14 protein-coding genes and 2 pseudogenes are annotated in these 15502 nt (G+C 63.8%); 10 read left to right on the top strand and 6 right to left on the bottom strand.

Features of this window, described 5'->3' with window-relative positions; translation table 11 throughout:
• Positions 1–68: 68 nt before the first annotated feature.
• Positions 69–1157, top strand: coding sequence for a tRNA epoxyqueuosine(34) reductase QueG (gene queG / locus NA637_RS13525; protein WP_256072832.1), 1089 nt, complete (start codon positions 69–71; stop codon positions 1155–1157).
• 52 nt (positions 1158–1209) lie between these two features.
• Complete coding sequence (locus NA637_RS13520; RefSeq protein WP_256072831.1) at positions 1210–1692, top strand: YbaK/EbsC family protein; 483 nt, start codon at positions 1210–1212, stop codon at positions 1690–1692.
• 6 nt (positions 1693–1698) lie between these two features.
• Here the strand turns inward: NA637_RS13520 and ftsH are convergent, their stop codons facing one another.
• The 4 genes from ftsH to mpl all read right to left on the bottom strand — a co-directional run bounded on the left by ftsH (position 1699) and on the right by mpl (position 6098).
• Positions 1699–3528: an ATP-dependent zinc metalloprotease FtsH gene (gene ftsH / locus NA637_RS13515; protein ID WP_256072829.1), complete on the bottom strand. Its 1830-nt coding sequence runs from the start codon at positions 3526–3528 to the stop codon at positions 1699–1701.
• 125 nt (positions 3529–3653) lie between these two features.
• Positions 3654–3953, bottom strand: coding sequence for a YceK/YidQ family lipoprotein (locus NA637_RS13510; protein WP_256072827.1), 300 nt, complete (start codon positions 3951–3953; stop codon positions 3654–3656).
• Between the two features lie 44 nt (positions 3954–3997).
• Positions 3998–4627 carry a flavin prenyltransferase UbiX gene (ubiX, locus tag NA637_RS13505; RefSeq protein ID WP_256072826.1) on the bottom strand — a complete coding sequence of 210 codons (630 nt, stop codon included), beginning with the start codon at positions 4625–4627 and terminating at the stop codon, positions 3998–4000.
• 121 nt (positions 4628–4748) lie between these two features.
• Complete coding sequence (gene mpl / locus NA637_RS13500) at positions 4749–6098, bottom strand: UDP-N-acetylmuramate:L-alanyl-gamma-D-glutamyl-meso-diaminopimelate ligase (RefSeq protein ID WP_256072825.1); 1350 nt, start codon at positions 6096–6098, stop codon at positions 4749–4751.
• A 205-nt stretch (positions 6099–6303) separates the two neighbouring features.
• Here mpl and exaC point away from each other — a divergent pair, with 205 nt between their 5' ends.
• The 8 genes and pseudogenes from exaC to NA637_RS13460 form a co-directional block, all read left to right on the top strand.
• Entirely contained in the window at positions 6304–7824 is a 1521-nt protein-coding gene (gene exaC, locus NA637_RS13495; RefSeq protein ID WP_256072824.1) for an acetaldehyde dehydrogenase ExaC, read from the top strand.
• A 409-nt stretch (positions 7825–8233) separates the two neighbouring features.
• Positions 8234–9682, top strand: a complete 1449-nt coding sequence (gene eat / locus NA637_RS13490; protein ID WP_256072822.1) for an ethanolamine permease — start codon at positions 8234–8236, stop codon at positions 9680–9682.
• A gap of 181 nt (positions 9683–9863) precedes the next feature.
• The gene (locus NA637_RS13485; protein ID WP_256072820.1) at positions 9864–11258 is read left to right on the top strand and encodes an ethanolamine ammonia-lyase subunit EutB; all 1395 of its coding nucleotides are present in this window, start codon (positions 9864–9866) and stop codon (positions 11256–11258) included.
• Positions 11259–11422: 164 nt separating this feature from the next.
• A pseudogene (locus NA637_RS13480) lies at positions 11423–11557 on the top strand (IS110 family transposase); the annotation flags it as partial.
• 75 nt (positions 11558–11632) lie between these two features.
• Complete coding sequence (gene eutC, locus NA637_RS13475) at positions 11633–12439, top strand: ethanolamine ammonia-lyase subunit EutC (RefSeq protein ID WP_256072818.1); 807 nt, start codon at positions 11633–11635, stop codon at positions 12437–12439.
• A 171-nt stretch (positions 12440–12610) separates the two neighbouring features.
• On the top strand, positions 12611–13390 hold the full coding sequence (locus tag NA637_RS13470) for a zinc-dependent peptidase (protein ID WP_256072816.1): 780 nt from the start codon (positions 12611–12613) through the stop codon (positions 13388–13390).
• Positions 13391–13561: 171 nt separating this feature from the next.
• The gene (gene ppa / locus NA637_RS13465; protein ID WP_256072814.1) at positions 13562–14089 is read left to right on the top strand and encodes an inorganic diphosphatase; all 528 of its coding nucleotides are present in this window, start codon (positions 13562–13564) and stop codon (positions 14087–14089) included.
• 98 nt (positions 14090–14187) lie between these two features.
• Positions 14188–14522 (top strand): annotated as a pseudogene (locus tag NA637_RS13460) (integrase); the annotation flags it as partial.
• Between the two features lie 124 nt (positions 14523–14646).
• Here NA637_RS13460 and NA637_RS13455 read toward each other — a convergent pair.
• Both NA637_RS13455 and NA637_RS13450 read right to left on the bottom strand, forming a co-directional pair.
• Complete coding sequence (locus NA637_RS13455; protein WP_256072905.1) at positions 14647–14901, bottom strand: type II toxin-antitoxin system RelE/ParE family toxin; 255 nt, start codon at positions 14899–14901, stop codon at positions 14647–14649.
• Positions 14902–14927: 26 nt separating this feature from the next.
• Positions 14928–15200: a CopG family ribbon-helix-helix protein gene (locus NA637_RS13450; protein WP_256072812.1), complete on the bottom strand. Its 273-nt coding sequence runs from the start codon at positions 15198–15200 to the stop codon at positions 14928–14930.
• Positions 15201–15502: the final 302 nt, after the last annotated feature.

Here is a 15502-nt window from a genome sequence, read left to right as displayed (position 1 = left end):
GCCGGTTCGCCAGGCCAAAACCGCAGCAGCCCGCCCTTACATTGCCGCAACGCCGACGACTCTACGCCATGACCAGCACCACCCTCGACCCAGCCGCTCTTGCCGACTCCATCAAGGAGTGGGGCCGCGAGCTCGGCTTTCAGCAGGTCGGCATTACTGGCGTCGATCTGGGCGAGCATGAAGCGCACCTCGAGCGCTGGCTAGCGGCCGGCCATCAAGGCGAGATGGACTATATGGCTGCCCATGGCAGCAAACGTTCCCATCCGCAACAACTGGTGCCAGGCACGTCAAGGGTGATCTCGTTGCGCATGGATTACCTGCCCGGCGACACCCGCATGGCCGAGCAACTGGCGCAGCCCGAAAAAGCCTATGTGTCGCGCTACGCGCTAGGCCGGGACTATCACAAACTGATCCGCAAACGCCTGCAACAGCTGGCCGAGCGCATCCAGCAGGTGATCGGCCCCTTCGGCTTTCGCGCCTTCGTCGACAGCGCGCCGGTGTTGGAAAAGGCGGTGGCGCAGCAGGCCGGCCTCGGCTGGATCGGCAAGAACACCCTGATCCTCAACCGCAAGGCGGGCAGTTGGTTCTTCCTCGGCGAGTTGTTTGTCGACATCGCCCTCCCCGTCGACCAGCCAACCGATCGCGACCATTGCGGCAGTTGCCATGCCTGTCTGGACGTCTGCCCAACCGATGCGTTCGTCGGCGAACGGGTGCTGGATGCGCGCAAATGCATTTCCTACCTGACCATCGAGCTGAAAGGGCCGATCCCCGTCGAGCTACGGTCGAAGATCGGTAACCGCGTATTCGGCTGCGATGACTGCCAGATCGTCTGCCCCTGGAACCGCTTCGCCAAGCCAACCCAGCAGACCGACTTCCAGCCACGTCACAGCCTGGACAACGCCGAACTGGCCACGCTGTTCCGCTGGAGCGAGGAGGAGTTCCTCAGCCGCACCGAGGGCTCGCCGCTGCGCCGTGCCGGTTACGAGCGCTGGCTGCGCAACCTGGCGGTGGGCCTGGGCAATGCGCCGTCGAGCATTCCGGTGCTGGAGGCGCTGCGGGCGCGCCGCGACGATCCGTCGGCGCTGGTGCGCGAGCACGTCGAATGGGCGCTGGCGCAACATGCGCGGCGGCGCCCGGCCGGCGCCGCGCGGGCTTGACGAAGCGGCGACAAGCCATAAGGATGGAGGTTTTTTCGCAGGAGCCCGCGCCATGAGCCTCGAATCCGTTCGCGCTTACTTCGCCGAGAAGGCGCCGGACATCGCGATCATCGAACTGGACAGCAGTACCGCCACCGTCGCCCTGGCGGCCGAGGCGCATGGGGTCGAGCCGGGCCAGATCGCCAAGACCCTGGCCTTTCGCATCGGCGAGCGCAACCTGCTGGTGGTGGCACGCGGCGATGCGCGCATCGACAACCGCAAGATCAAGGCCGCTTTCGGCGGCAAGGCGAAGATGCTCGACGCCGACAGCGTCGTCGCGCTGACCGGGCATCCGGTCGGTGGCGTCTGCCCGTTCGGCCTGGCCACTTCACTGTCGGTCTACTGCGATGAATCGCTGAAGGCCTTCGACCAGGTGTTGCCGGCCGCCGGCGCCATCCACAGTGCCGTGCGGATCTGCCCGCAGCGGCTGGCCGAGCTGGTCAACGCCCAGTGGGTAGACGTCTGCCAGGCCGTGGAAAGCCCTGCGCAGGCCTGAACCGCCTCAGGCCACCGGTTGCGGTTCGAGCCCAGCCAGCACGCCCAGCTCCGCGGCTTCCAGCGTTTCCTGCTGCAGCAGGCGCAGGGCGCAGCGTTCCAGCGATTCGCGGCGCGCCTCCAGCAATGCCAGGCTGCGCTGAAAGGATGCCTGCACCAGCTCCTGCACCTCCTCGTCGATCGCCGTGGCGGTGCTTTCCGCGTAGTCATGCTGCGGCTTGAGGCCGAGCATCGCCTCGTTGCCGAGGAAGGAATTGGGCTCGCGCTCCAGCACCATGTGCCCGAGCCGCTTGGACATGCCGTAGCGGGTGACCATGGCCCGGGCGATGTCGGTCACCTTGGCCAGGTCGTCGGCCGCGCCGGTGGACAGGTGGGAAAACACCAGCCACTCCGCGGCGCGCCCGCCAAGCAGCACGGCCATCTTGTTTTCCAGCTCCTCGCGGGTCATCAGGAAGCGGTCCTCGATGGGCCGCTGGATGGTGTAGCCCAGCGCGCCCATGCCGCGCGGGATGATCGACACCTTGTGCACCGGGTCGACGCCCGGCAGCGCCATGGCCACCAGCGCATGGCCCATCTCGTGGTAGGCGACGATTTCGCGCTCGCGCGGGTTGAGCAGGCGATTGCGCTTCTCCAAGCCGGCGACGATGCGCTCGATGGCGGCGGTGAAATCTGTCATGGCCACCGCCTCGGCGTTGCGCCGGGTCGCCAGCAGGGTCGCCTCGTTGACCAGGTTGGCCAGGTCGGCGCCGGTGAAACCGGGCGTCAGCGCGGCGATCGCCTGTGGATCGACATCGGTGTCCAGCCGCGCTTTTTTCAAGTGCACATCGAGGATCTGCACCCGCCCGACCTTGTCCGGCCGATCCACCAGCACCTGACGGTCGAACCGGCCGGCGCGCAGCAACGCCGGGTCGAGAATTTCCGGCCGGTTGGTGGCGGCCAGCAGGACCAACCCGCTGGAGGTATCGAAACCGTCCATCTCCACCAGCAACTGGTTGAGCGTCTGCTCCTTCTCGTCGTGCCCGCCGGACATCGGCCCGGCGCCACGAGCGCGGCCAAGGGCGTCCAGCTCATCAATGAAGATGATTGCCGGCGCCTGGGCCCTCGCCTGTTCGAACAGGTCACGTACCCGCGCCGCACCCACGCCGACGAACATCTCGACGAACTCTGAGCCGGAAATGGAGTAGAACGGTACCTTCGCCTCACCGGCCACGGCTCGCGCCAGCAGCGTCTTGCCGGTGCCGGGCGGGCCGACCAGCAGTACGCCCTTGGGCATGCGGCCGCCGAGGCGGCCGTAGGTTTGCGGTTCACGCAGGAATTCGATGATTTCCTTCAGCTCGTCCTTGGCCTCGTCGACGCCGGCCACGTCGGCGAAGCTCACCTTCATGTCGGTCTCGACGTAGATCCGCGCCTTGCTCTTGCCGATCTGCATCATGCCGCCGCCACCCAGCCCGCTACCGAGGCGCCGCATGAGGAACAGCCAGATGCCGAAGAACAGCACGGCCGGCACGATCCACGACAGCAGGTCCCGCACCAGCGTGCTTTCCACCTTGCCGGTGTAGCGCACCGGATATTGCTGCAGGTGCTCGGCCAGCTGCGGTTCGACGCGATTGCTGATGAAGCGTCGCTGGCCGCTGGGCAGCGGCTCCTTGAGCAGGCCCTCGATGCGCCGCTCGGTGATGGCCAGTTCGTCGATGCGGCCTTCCTTGAGGTGCTGCTCGAACTCGCTGTAGGGAATCACCGCCACTTCCTGCTGCACGGACAGCAGGTACTGGATGCCGAGAAACGCCAGAACGGCGAACATCCAATAGCTGACATGAAATCCGGCTTTCTCTTTCACTCTGCTCTCCTCGTATCGCCAACCAAGCGCATAGGTTTTGCGCTGCCGGTGACTATGCCCCCTTCGGCACAGCCACGCTGGACATAGATCAGTAATAGCCCAACCTAACTGCCACCTCTGGCACTTCAGAGGCCGCCACTGACGCCAAGCCCGATGCCGAGCACCGTAGCCAGAGCGAAGGGCAACAACAGGGTGTCGAGCAACGCGCTGGCCGGCAGGTCGATGGCTGCATGCCCGGGCGGCTCGGCGCCGAAACGGTCCAGTGGACAGCAACCGCCGTTGAGGCTGTACCAGTCCAGGCGCGTGCCGGAGTAGACGACGGGCGCGCCGGGCTTGGCAGCATCGAGGGTGCGCACCGTGGCGCAACCAGAGAGCAGCAGGACGAGCGCCAGCGCTGAGCCGAGCGGGACAGTCGATCGTTTCATCGGCGCTTCCTCATGGGTTGGGCGAACGCAAGGTGCGGCCGTGCTTAATCGTCGCTGACGATATGGTGCTCGCCCCAGCGCGGCAGCATGTCCTGGGGGATGTTGAGCAGGTTGAGGATGCGCGCGACGACGAAATCCACCAGGTCGTCGATGGTCTGCGGCTGATGATAGAAGCCCGGCGACGCCGGGAGGATGGTGGCGCCGAGGTTGGACAGTTTGAGCATGTTCTCCAGGTGAATGCTCGAATACGGAGCCTCGCGCGGGACCAGGATCAGCTGGCGGCGCTCCTTGAGGGCAACATCGGCGGCACGCTCGATCAGGTTGTTGCAGGCGCCGGTGGCGATCGCCGACAGCGTGCCGGTGGAACACGGCAGCACCACCATGGCGGTCGGGGCGCCGGAGCCGGAGGCCGGCGGCACCATCCAGTCCTCCTTGGCAAACACGCGGATCTGCCCGGCGGCGGCACCGGTGTATTCCGAGAGAAACGCCTGCATCGCCTGTGGCTTGGCCGGCAGCACCACGTCGGTCTCGGTGGCCATCACCAGTTGTGCCGCCTTGGAGATCAGGAAGTGCACCTCGCGGTCTTCCTGGATCAGGCAGTCGAGCAGGCGCAGGCCATACTGCGCGCCGGAGGCGCCGGTCATGGCCAGGGTGATGCGTTCGGGGCCGCTCATTATCTGTTTCCTTGTTATTGCTTTGTCGTTTTTGGTGGGCTGAAGCCCACCCTACGGGCGTGGATGGTCACCGAAGTAGGGTGGGCCGGGCGGCGCTCCGCTTCAGCCCACCAAAGCGGATTTACGCCAACGCATCGGCCAATTTCTTGTGCAACCCACCAAAACCACCGTTGCTCATCACCACCACCTGGGTGCCCGGCGCGGCATCGGCCTTCACCTTGGCGATGATCGCGTCTAGCGAATCGCACACGGTGGTCGGCACGGGCGAGCCGGCGACGGTCGCGGCCAGGTTCCAGCCAAGGTTGGCAGGCGCATACCAGATGGCCTGATCGGCCAGTGCCACCGATTCGGCCAAACCCTCGCGGTGCGCGCCGAGCTTCATCGAATTGGAGCGTGGCTCGATCACCGCGATGATCGGCGTATCGCCCACACGCTTGCGCAGGCCGTCGAGAGTGGTAGCGATGGCGGTCGGGTGATGGGCGAAATCGTCATAGATGGTCACGCCATTGACCTCGGCAACCTTCTCCATGCGCCGCTTGACGCTACGGAACTCACTCAACGCCTCGGCGCCCTGCTTCGGCAGCACACCGACGTGGCGGGCCGCGGCGAGCGTCGCCAGTGCATTGTTGACATTGTGCTGGCCGGTCAGCTCCCACTCGACCACGCCCTGTACAGCGCCGTCGAAGATCACTTCGAAGCGCGAGCCGTCGGCGCTGAGCAGTTTCGCCTGCCACTGGCCGCCGTCACCGGTGGTCTGCACAGGGGTCCAGCAGCCCATGCCGATGACGCGCTTGAGGGCACCTTCCGACTCGGGATGGATGATCAGTCCCTCGCCCGGCACCGTGCGTACCAGATGATGAAACTGCCGCTCGATGGCGGCGAGATCCGGGAAGATGTCCGCGTGGTCGAATTCCAGGTTGTTCAGGATCGCCGTGCGCGGGCGGTAGTGGACGAACTTGCTGCGCTTGTCGAAGAAGGCGCTGTCGTACTCGTCGGCCTCGACGACGAAGAACGGCGTGCCACCCAGGCGCGCGGAGATGCCGAAGTTCTGCGGCACGCCACCGATGAGAAAGCCAGGGCTCATGCCGGCGTGTTCCAGCACCCAGGCCAGCATGCTGCTGGTGGTGGTCTTGCCGTGGGTGCCGGCCGCGGCCAGCACCCAGCGCCCCTGCAGCACGTGATCGGCCAGCCACTGCGGGCCGGAGACATAGGGCAGGCCCTTGTTCAGCACGTACTCCACCGCCGGGTTGCCGCGCGACAGCGCATTGCCGATCACCACCAGATCCGGCGCCGGCTCGAGCTGGCTCGGCTCGTAGCCCTGGGTCAGTTCGATGCCCTGGGCCTGCAACTGGGTGCTCATCGGGGGATAGACGTTGGCGTCGGAACCTGTGACCCGATGGCCCAGCTCCTTGGCCAGCACTGCCAGCGAACCCATGAAGGTGCCGCAGATGCCGAGAATATGGATGTGCATGAATGACCTCTGGAAAGCGCTGCGCCAACCAATCGCACCCGGCAGCACAGCCGCGCAAGTCGGCGCCGAAAACTGCGGCGCAGATTAGCACAGCCCCCGTCCACGAGCCGCTGACACCGCACGTCGCCTGCCCTGCCGACGAACGGGCTTTGTTCTACACTCGATCACTGCAGTCCCACACAATTACAAGTCCTGGAGAGTCATCATGCGTTACGCTCATCCCGGCAGCGAAGACGCTGTCGTTTCCTTCAAGTCCCGTTACGGCAACTACATCAACGGTGAGTTCGTCGAGCCAGTCAACGGCCAGTACTTCACTAACCTGTCCCCGGTAAACGGCCAGCCCATCGCCGAATTCCCCCGCTCCGACGCCGCCGATATCGAAAAGGCGCTGGACGCCGCCCACGCCGCCGCCGATGCCTGGGGCAAGACCAGCGCGCAGGCGCGCTCGCTGGTCCTGCTGAAGATCGCCGATCGCATCGAGCAGAACCTCGAAATGCTCGCCATCACCGAAACCTGGGACAACGGCAAGGCCGTGCGCGAGACGCTCAACGCCGACATCCCGCTGGCCGCCGACCACTTCCGCTATTTCGCCGGTTGCATCCGCGCGCAGGAAGGCAGCGCCGCCGAGATCGACGAGCACACCGCGGCCTATCACTTCCACGAACCGCTGGGCGTGGTCGGGCAGATCATCCCCTGGAACTTCCCGATCCTCATGGCCGCCTGGAAGCTCGCCCCGGCGCTGGCCGCGGGCAACTGCGTGATACTGAAGCCGGCCGAGCAGACCCCGCTGGGGATCGCCGTACTGATGGAGGTGATCGGCGACCTGCTGCCGCCGGGTGTGCTCAACGTCGTGCAGGGCTACGGGCGCGAAGCCGGCGAAGCACTGGCCAGCAGCAAGCGCATCGCCAAGATCGCGTTCACCGGCTCCACCCCGGTGGGCTCGCATATCATGCAGCGCGCCGCCGAAAGCATCATCCCGAGCACCGTGGAGCTGGGTGGCAAGAGCCCGAACATCTACTTCGAAGACATCATGCAGGCCGAACCGACCTTTATCGAAAAGGCTGCCGAAGGCCTGGTGCTGGGCTTCTTCAACCAGGGCGAAGTCTGCACCTGCCCGTCGCGCGCGCTGGTGCAGGAGTCCATCTACGCCCCCTTCATGGAAGCGGTGATGAAGAAGGTCGCGCAGATCAAGCGCGGCGATCCGCTGGACACCGACACCATGGTCGGCGCCCAGGCCAGCCAGCAGCAGTTCGACAAGATCATGTCCTACCTGGAAATCGCCAAGCAGGAAGGCGCCGAAGTGCTCACTGGCGGCTCAGTCGAGAAGCTCGAAGGCTCGCTCGCCACCGGCTATTACATCCAGCCGACGCTGCTCAAGGGCACCAACAAGATGCGCGTGTTTCAGGAGGAAATCTTCGGCCCGGTGATCGGCGTCACGACCTTCAAGGACGAAGCCGAAGCACTGGCCATCGCCAACGACACCGAGTACGGCCTGGGCGCCGGCGTCTGGACTCGCGACATCAACCGCGCCTACCGCATGGGCCGGGCGATCAAGGCCGGACGCGTGTGGACCAACTGCTACCACCTCTACCCGGCACATGCGGCGTTCGGTGGCTACAAGAAGTCCGGCGTCGGTCGCGAGAACCACAAGATGATCCTCGACAGCTACCAGCAGACCAAGAACCTGTTGATCAGCTACGACATCAATCCTCTCGGGTTCTTCTAGCCGGGTAACCATGCGCGCCGAAAGGGTGCCCGCCCGCGCCGCAAGGCGTCGGGCTGGTGCGCCGGTGCCACAATCACTGCCTGTCGCATGCCGCAATCAGCGAGCTTTCGCAAAAAGGCACAGCGCTTGCTCTAGGGTTTGTTGGCGTTTCGCCGCGGCCGCGACGGAGAGCCATTTTAGTGCAGAACAAGGCACGAGGAGAGAAGTTTGGTTATTCCAAATGAGCGACGAGTAACGCAGTGCTGCGCTAAACGGATCCCGTCCCCCCGGGTTGCGCTTCAAATGGCGCGCCAGGGCTTTGCGGGAAGCCGCCCGGCCTGGCGCCATTTGAAGCAGCAACGCGGCGCGCTGCGACACGTCAACAGACCCTAAATCCTGCCGTACCCGAACCCATCAGAGGACGATTCCCATGGCTCTCGAACACAGCAGTGCGACACCCCCGACACACGCCATCGATTTCGAAGCAGTTGGCAGCACCTATTTCCAGGAACGCGAACTGAAGAAAGGCGCCGCCGGCTGGGTGCTGCTGGTGGGCCTGGGCGTTGCCTACGTGATTTCCGGCGACTATGCCGGCTGGAACTTCGGCCTGGCCCAGGGCGGCTGGGGCGGGTTGTTCATCGCCACGCTGCTGATGGCGAGCATGTACCTGTGCATGTGCTTCTCCCTCGCCGAACTCTCTTCGATGATTCCCACAGCAGGCGGCGGCTATGGTTTCGCCCGCAGCGCCTTCGGCCCGCTCGGTGGTTTTCTCACCGGTACGGCAATCCTCATCGAATACGCCATCGCCCCCGCGGCCATCGCCGTGTTCATCGGCGCCTATTGCGAATCGCTGTTCGGCATCGGCGGTTGGGTCATCTACCTGGCCTTCTACATCATCTTCATCGGCATCCATATCTTCGGCGTCGGCGAGGCGCTGAAGCTGATGTTCGTCATCACGGCAATCGCCGCGCTGGCGCTGGGCGTGTTCATCGTCGCGATGGTGCCGCACTTCTCGGTGGACAAACTGCTGGATATCGCGCCGACCACCGCGGCCGGCGCCAGCAACTTTCTGCCCTATGGCTACGTGGGCATCTGGGCGGCGATCCCGTACGCGATCTGGTTCTTCCTTGCGGTCGAAGGCGTACCGCTGGCCGCCGAGGAAACCAAGGACCCGCAGCGCGACATGCCGCGCGGGCTGATCGGCGCCATGTTGATTCTGGTCGCCTTCGCCGGGCTGATTCTGCTGGTCGGCCCCGGTGGCGCCGGTTCCAGCACGCTGGTGGAATCCGGCAACCCGCTGGTGGAAGCGCTGACCACCGCCTATGGTTCCTCGACCTGGATGAGCGGATTCGTCAATCTGGTCGGCCTGGCCGGTCTCATCGCCAGCTTCTTCTCGATCATCTACGCCTACTCGCGGCAGATCTTCGCGCTGTCGCGGGCCGGCTACCTGCCACGCAAGCTGTCGCTGACCAACAAGAACAAGGCGCCGGTGATGGCGCTGGTGATCCCGGGCGTGATCGGCTTCCTGCTCTCGCTGACCGGCCAGGGCGATCTGCTGATTCTCGTCGCGGTATTTGGCGCAACTATCTCCTACGTGCTGATGATGGCCTCGCATATCGTCCTGCGCATGCGCCGCCCGGACCTGCATCGCCCGTACAGGACGCCCGGCGGCGTGCTGACCTCCGGCGTCGCGCTGGTGCTGGCCTGCCTTGCCGTGGTGGCAGGCTTCCTCGTCGACCCGCGCGTTGTCATCGCGGCGGTGGTGATCTACGGCGTCTTCATTGCCTACTTCGCGATCTACAGCCGGCACCACCTGGTGGCCGGCACGCCGGAAGAAGAATTCGCCGCAATCGAGAATGCCGAGGCGACGTTGAAGTAGTTTAGTAGGGTGGGCTTTAGCCCACCGAACCGTGCACATCATGGGCGAACTGAAGCGGACCGGGTTCGCGTACGAGCTTATGTTGGAAATGAGCATGTCGACTGGGCTCGCAAATGAGGCTGCTTTCGACGCAGTAACGCCAACGCAGGTGATGTGCACAACCTGCCAATGGGAGACGAGCATGACGGGATACTTGCACAGCGTAGGCGCCACCAACTGGCGCTTCGACAGCCTGCGCGAGGTGATGGCCAAGGCCAGCCCGGCGCGCTCCGGCGACTGCCTCGCCGAAGTCGCAGCGGGCAGCGACGCCGAGCGCGTCGCCGCGCAGATGTGCCTGGCGCAGACCCCGCTCAAGCGCTTCCTCGACGAAGCGCTGATCCCCTACGAGACGGATGAAGTCACCCGCCTGATCATCGACAGCCATGACGCCAATGCCTTCTCACCGGTCAGCCACCTGACCGTGGGTGATTTCCGTAACTGGCTGCTCGGTGAAGATGCTGACGAAGCGGCGCTGAAAGCCTTGGCGCCGGGGCTGACGCCGGAGATGGTCGCCGCGGTGTCGAAGATCATGCGCGTGCAGGACCTGATCCTGGTGGCGCAGAAAGTGCGCGTGGTCAGCCGCTTTCGCAACACCATCGGCCTGCGCGGGCGCATGTCCACCCGCCTGCAACCCAACCACCCCACCGACGAGGCGGCGGGCATCGCCGCGAGCATCGTCGACGGCCTGCTCTACGGCAACGGCGACGCGGTGATCGGCATCAACCCGGCTACCGACAGCACCAGCGGCATCTGCGAACTGCTGAAGATGCTCGACGCCATCATCCAGCGCTACGAGATCCCGACCCAGGGCTGCATCCTCACCCACGTCAGCACCTCCATCGAGGCGATCAACCGCGGCGCGCCGCTGGACCTGGTGTTCCAGTCCATCGCCGGCACCGAAGCGGCCAATGCCAGCTTCGGCATCAACCTGGCGGTGCTGCAGGAGGGCTACGAGGCCGGCCTGTCGCAGCAGCGCGGCACGGTTGGCGACAACCTGATGTACTTCGAGACCGGCCAGGGCAGCGCCTTGTCGGCCAACGCGCACCATGGCGTCGACCAGCAGACCTGCGAGGCGCGCGCCTACGCCGTGGCGCGCAACTTCAAGCCGCTGCTGGTCAATACCGTGGTCGGCTTCATCGGCCCGGAATACCTCTACAATGGCAAGCAGATCATTCGCGCCGGGCTGGAAGATCATTTCTGCGCCAAGCTGCTCGGCGTGCCCATGGGCTGCGACATCTGCTACACCAACCATGCCGAAGCCGATCAGGACGACATGGACGTGCTGCTGACCCTGCTCGGCACCGCCGGTATCAACTTCATCATGGGCATTCCGGGCTCGGACGACGTGATGCTCAACTACCAGACCACCTCGTTCCACGATGCGCTCTATCTGCGCCAGAGCCTGGGGCTCAGGCCGGCACCGGAGTTCGAGGAATGGCTGGCAAAGATGGACATCCTGCGCCAGGACGGCGGACGCCTGCAGATGGGGGAACAGCTCCCGCCCGCCTTTCGCCAGGCGCTGGAGCGGATGGCATGACGAGCAGCCGAAAACGCTGCGTCGTACATCGTGGATCGCTTTTCGTAGGATGGAATCGCCAACGGCGCTTCCGTCGTTTGCAGCGCGAACCGGCCGCCTATATACATTCATTCGGTGGCGACGCTGTCGCCAGCGTCGGATTACGCCTTCGGCTAATCCACCGCTACCGCGACCGGCTCGCCGGTAATGGCAAGCCGGCCAAGGTCATCATCGGAGCCATGATGCGCAAACTGGTGCATGTGGCCTTCGGCGTGCTGAAGTCGGGAAGAAAATTCGATCCCGAGCTTCATATCGCTTGAGCGAAATAACAGTATCTACGCAGACCCACATCCGCAGGGCGACCACCGATCTTTCCTGTTGAATCCGAGGTAGCCATGCCCGACCGCTCCCCCATCGTCGAAAATCCCTGGCAGCGCCTGCGCCAGCTCACCCCGGCGCGCATCGCCTTGGGTCGTGCGGGCACCAGCCTGCCCACCGATGCCCAGCTGGATTTCCAGTTCGCCCATGCCCAGGCGCGCGACGCCGTGCATCTGTCCCTCGACACCGAAGAACTGGCTCGTCAGCTTGAAGAAAAGGGGTTCAGCACCCTGCAACTGCGCTCCGCAGCAGCCGACCGCTACATCTATCTACAGCGCCCGGACCTGGGACGACGGCTGGACGAGGCCTCGGCCGAGCAGTTGGTCGAGCACGCCACCACGCATGGCGAAGGCTACGACCTGGCGATCGTCATCGCCGATGGCCTGTCAGCGCTCGCCATCCAGCGCCACGCCCTGCCCCTGCTTCAGCGCATCGAAGAACAGATCGAAAAGGATGGCTGGAGCCGCGCCCCCATCAGCCTGGTGCAACAGGGCCGTGTCGCGCTGGGCGATGAAGTGGGCGAGCGGCTCAAGGCGAAGATGGTGGTGATGCTAGTGGGCGAACGCCCAGGCTTGAGCTCCCCGGACAGCCTCGGCCTGTACTTCACCTACGACCCGAAGGTCGGCCGCACCGATGCCGATCGCAACTGCATCTCCAACATCCGCCTGGAGGGGCTGAGCTATAACCTTGCCGCGCACCGGCTGATCCATCTGATGCGCGAAGCCTGCCGCCGCCAGCTCTCGGGCGTGATGCTCAAAGACGAAGCGGAGCTGCTCAGCCTCGACAGCGACCCACCAAAGGCCAGCAACTTCCTGCTGGGCTGAATCTCTACGCTTTCAGCAGGAGCCAGCTTGCCGGCGATCCCGACGCAATCCGCCTCGCCTGCAAGTGGAAGCGCGCCGGGCGCCGGGCCGTGTGATCATCGGATCGCCACCGCTTGCCGACAACCAATGCGCCGCCTAAGGTGGGCGCCTCTCCCGGTTGGAACCCCATCCATGTGGTCTTTCCGCAACTGGCGCCGCAAGCGCATCCTCGCCCGTCTCGCCATCGAACCGGCGCTCTGGCAAAGCGTGCTCGACAGCCTGCCGATTCTCGAGGGTTTAAGCGTCGAGGAGACCGAGCGCTTGCGCGAGCGCAGCCTGCTGTTTCTGCACGCCAAGCGCCTGACCGCGCTGCCCGGAGTCGAGCTAGACCTTACCAGTCGCCTGCGCCTCGCCGCACAGGCAGAGCTGCCCTTGCTGCACCTGGCTGATCTGGACTGGTATCAGGGCTTCCATGAAATCGTCATCTACCCCGATGATTTCCATAGCCCGCAGAAGCACCGCGATTCCGCTGGCGTGATGCACGAGTGGGATGGCCAGCACAGCGGCGAAGCCTGGTTGCAGGGGCCGGTGATTCTGGCCATGCCGGGGGTCCAGCAGAGCGGCGCCTGGGAAGGCTACAACCTGGTGATCCACGAGCTCGCGCACAAGCTCGACATGCTCAATGGCGACGCCAATGGCCTGCCCCCGCTGCACCGCAACATGCGTATCGAGGATTGGGCCCAGGCAATGCAAAACGCCTACGATTCGCTCAACACCACGCTGGACGCCGATCCTCATGCCCACACGGCAATCGATCCGTACGCCGCGGAAAACCCCGCCGAGTTCTTCGCCGTCACCAGCGAGTATTTTTTCAGCGCACCGGACGTGCTGCACGAGGCCTATCCTGGTGTCTACAGACAGCTGGCGGCCTTCTATCGACAGGACCCGCTGATGCGCCTGCAGCAGCTGTAAGGCAGCCATCCGCACTACGCGGAACCTCATTGATTTGTGCCCGTCGAATGCGCGCATTGCCGGACCAGGAGCTTCGCCACCGCCGGCATGGCAAAACGCCCGGAACTGGGCCTATAATCGCGCCCACTTTTTTCGCCCCAGGCCGCCTCGGCCGACCACGGAGCACTGTTCATGAGCTACAACAAAGTCCCGGCCGGCAAAGACCTGCCAAACGACATCTACGTCGCCATCGAAATCCCGGCCAACCACGCGCCAATCAAATACGAAATCGATCACGACACCGACTGCCTGTTCGTCGATCGCTTCATGGCCACGCCGATGTTCTACCCGGCCAACTACGGCTTCATCCCGCATACCCTGGCCGATGACGGCGACCCGCTCGATGTGCTGGTCGTGACCCCCTACCCGGTCGCGCCCGGCTCGGTCATCCGCTGCCGTCCGGTGGGCGTGCTGCACATGACCGATGAAGCCGGCGGTGACGCCAAGCTGATCGCCGTCCCGCACGACAAGCTGAGCCAGCTGTATGTGGACGTGAAGGAATACACCGACCTGCCGCCGCTGCTGCTCGAGCAGATCAAGCACTTCTTCGAGAACTACAAGGATCTGGAGAAGGGCAAGTGGGTCAAGGTCGAAGGCTGGGGCAACGCCGAAGCCGCCCGCGCCGAGATCACCAAAGCTGCCGAGGCTTATCAGAAGTAAGCCGAAGCACTGAAGGAAAGCCGGCCACAAGCCGGTTTTTTTATGCCCGAAATAATCCCAGCAAGTCCGAAACCCAAGCTGGTAGCTTAGATAAATAAGCTCGCGGACTTCGTAAAGGAGAAAACCCAGCGCGGTGGCGTGGACACCTGGACAACTTACTCAGCGAGCGGAAAAGAAAAAAGCGAGGAAACGCGAGCACTTCGCTGCAATACCCTGGCAAAACGTTCCGGCGCTGATGCATCGGCTAAATGCAGACTCGCCACCGCCATCGCTTGCGGCACAGCTGCTGATCATGACCAGCGCACGCTCACACATGGTGAGGTTTGCTCGCTGGGATGAGTTTGATATTGAAGCTCGCACATGGTCTCTTCCAGACGAACGCATGAAAATGCGTGTCGCATTAATAATCCCACTGGCTGACGAGGTAATTAACTGGGCGGCCACAGACGGAGGTCGAATTCTCAATGTTCCCGTCAGGTGGGGCAGGTTAATAAGCGCTGGAACCAAGCCAACCCGAACGCCCAGAATCCCGCGGTCGCTATCACAAGGACTTGAGCTCAGTAACCTACTTCTTTCTGATGCCGAAAAGCCAATACATAGACAGCATCATCCGCCCGCTCATGCCGATAGAGCGCCACATAGCCCGAATCACCGAACTCGATGATCAGCTCACGCAACTCCGGTAGCTCTGGAAATGGGCGACCTGCTTCCGGGCCGCCTTCCAAGCGAGCAAATTGTCGTTCAATCGCTTGGGCCGCTCGCTGTGCTATCTGTGGACCTTTTTCGACAAGAAACTGACGACAGCGCTCCAACCCTTGCGCAGCACCTTCAGTGATAATCAATCGTGGCACTTGGGAAGCTCCGCCTCAGCCTCGGTGCCCCAGGTATTAAGCCAGGCGCGAGTCTCCTGGCCTGTCAGATGCCGCCCCGTTTCCTGATACGCTGCCCACGACGCCAAGGCTTCCTGCTTGAAGCTCTCACGGGCCTCCTCACGCTCGACGTACTGCGCTATTGCTTCGCGCATAATCCAGTGGGACGAACGTTGACGCAGACCAGCCAGGCGCTGAATGCGACTTTTCAAATCGTCATCGATCTTGATGGAAGTGGCCATAGCCGAACCCTCGCTATCTAAAGGTATTACCTTTGGATAAGGTATCAGTCGCCCGGCTTATCTGTCCACGCTCCAAGAAGACAGACGATGTCACGCAAAACCGGGATGGAGGGACAAGCGGGGGGGGGCCAGATACGCGGCTAAAAATTAAATCTTATAAATCAATACATTGGACGATCAAAAACGCCGACCACAAGCCGGCTTTTTACTGTCCGAAGAATCCACCAAGATCTACGAACACTCCTTGAACAGCCCGCCAGTGATCTCTTCTGCCGGGTTCATCCCCGCGGGTGCGGGGAACG

This window comes from Stutzerimonas stutzeri, assembly GCF_024448935.1.
GTDB lineage: Bacteria > Pseudomonadota > Gammaproteobacteria > Pseudomonadales > Pseudomonadaceae > Stutzerimonas > Stutzerimonas stutzeri_AO.
The sequence above is the reverse complement of the archived record's forward strand: the minus strand, read 5'-3'. Positions and strand labels throughout refer to the sequence as shown.

What these genes read in the sequence shown, in the direction of transcription:
- ubiX (WP_256072826.1), bottom strand. Translation starts at nt 4,627, where the DNA reads ATGAGCGGCCCCGAACGCATCACCCTGGCCATGACCGGCGCCTCCGGC.
- NA637_RS13510 (WP_256072827.1), bottom strand. Translation starts at nt 3,953, where the DNA reads ATGAAACGATCGACTGTCCCGCTCGGCTCAGCGCTGGCGCTCGTCCTG.
- NA637_RS13520 (WP_256072831.1), top strand. Translation starts at nt 1,210, where the DNA reads ATGAGCCTCGAATCCGTTCGCGCTTACTTCGCCGAGAAGGCGCCGGAC.
- eat (WP_256072822.1), top strand. Translation starts at nt 8,234, where the DNA reads ATGGCTCTCGAACACAGCAGTGCGACACCCCCGACACACGCCATCGAT.
- NA637_RS13470 (WP_256072816.1), top strand. Translation starts at nt 12,611, where the DNA reads ATGTGGTCTTTCCGCAACTGGCGCCGCAAGCGCATCCTCGCCCGTCTC.
- NA637_RS13485 (WP_256072820.1), top strand. Translation starts at nt 9,864, where the DNA reads ATGACGGGATACTTGCACAGCGTAGGCGCCACCAACTGGCGCTTCGAC.
- eutC (WP_256072818.1), top strand. Translation starts at nt 11,633, where the DNA reads ATGCCCGACCGCTCCCCCATCGTCGAAAATCCCTGGCAGCGCCTGCGC.
- queG (WP_256072832.1), top strand. Translation starts at nt 69, where the DNA reads ATGACCAGCACCACCCTCGACCCAGCCGCTCTTGCCGACTCCATCAAG.
- mpl (WP_256072825.1), bottom strand. Translation starts at nt 6,098, where the DNA reads ATGCACATCCATATTCTCGGCATCTGCGGCACCTTCATGGGTTCGCTG.
- exaC (WP_256072824.1), top strand. Translation starts at nt 6,304, where the DNA reads ATGCGTTACGCTCATCCCGGCAGCGAAGACGCTGTCGTTTCCTTCAAG.
- NA637_RS13450 (WP_256072812.1), bottom strand. Translation starts at nt 15,200, where the DNA reads ATGGCCACTTCCATCAAGATCGATGACGATTTGAAAAGTCGCATTCAG.
- ppa (WP_256072814.1), top strand. Translation starts at nt 13,562, where the DNA reads ATGAGCTACAACAAAGTCCCGGCCGGCAAAGACCTGCCAAACGACATC.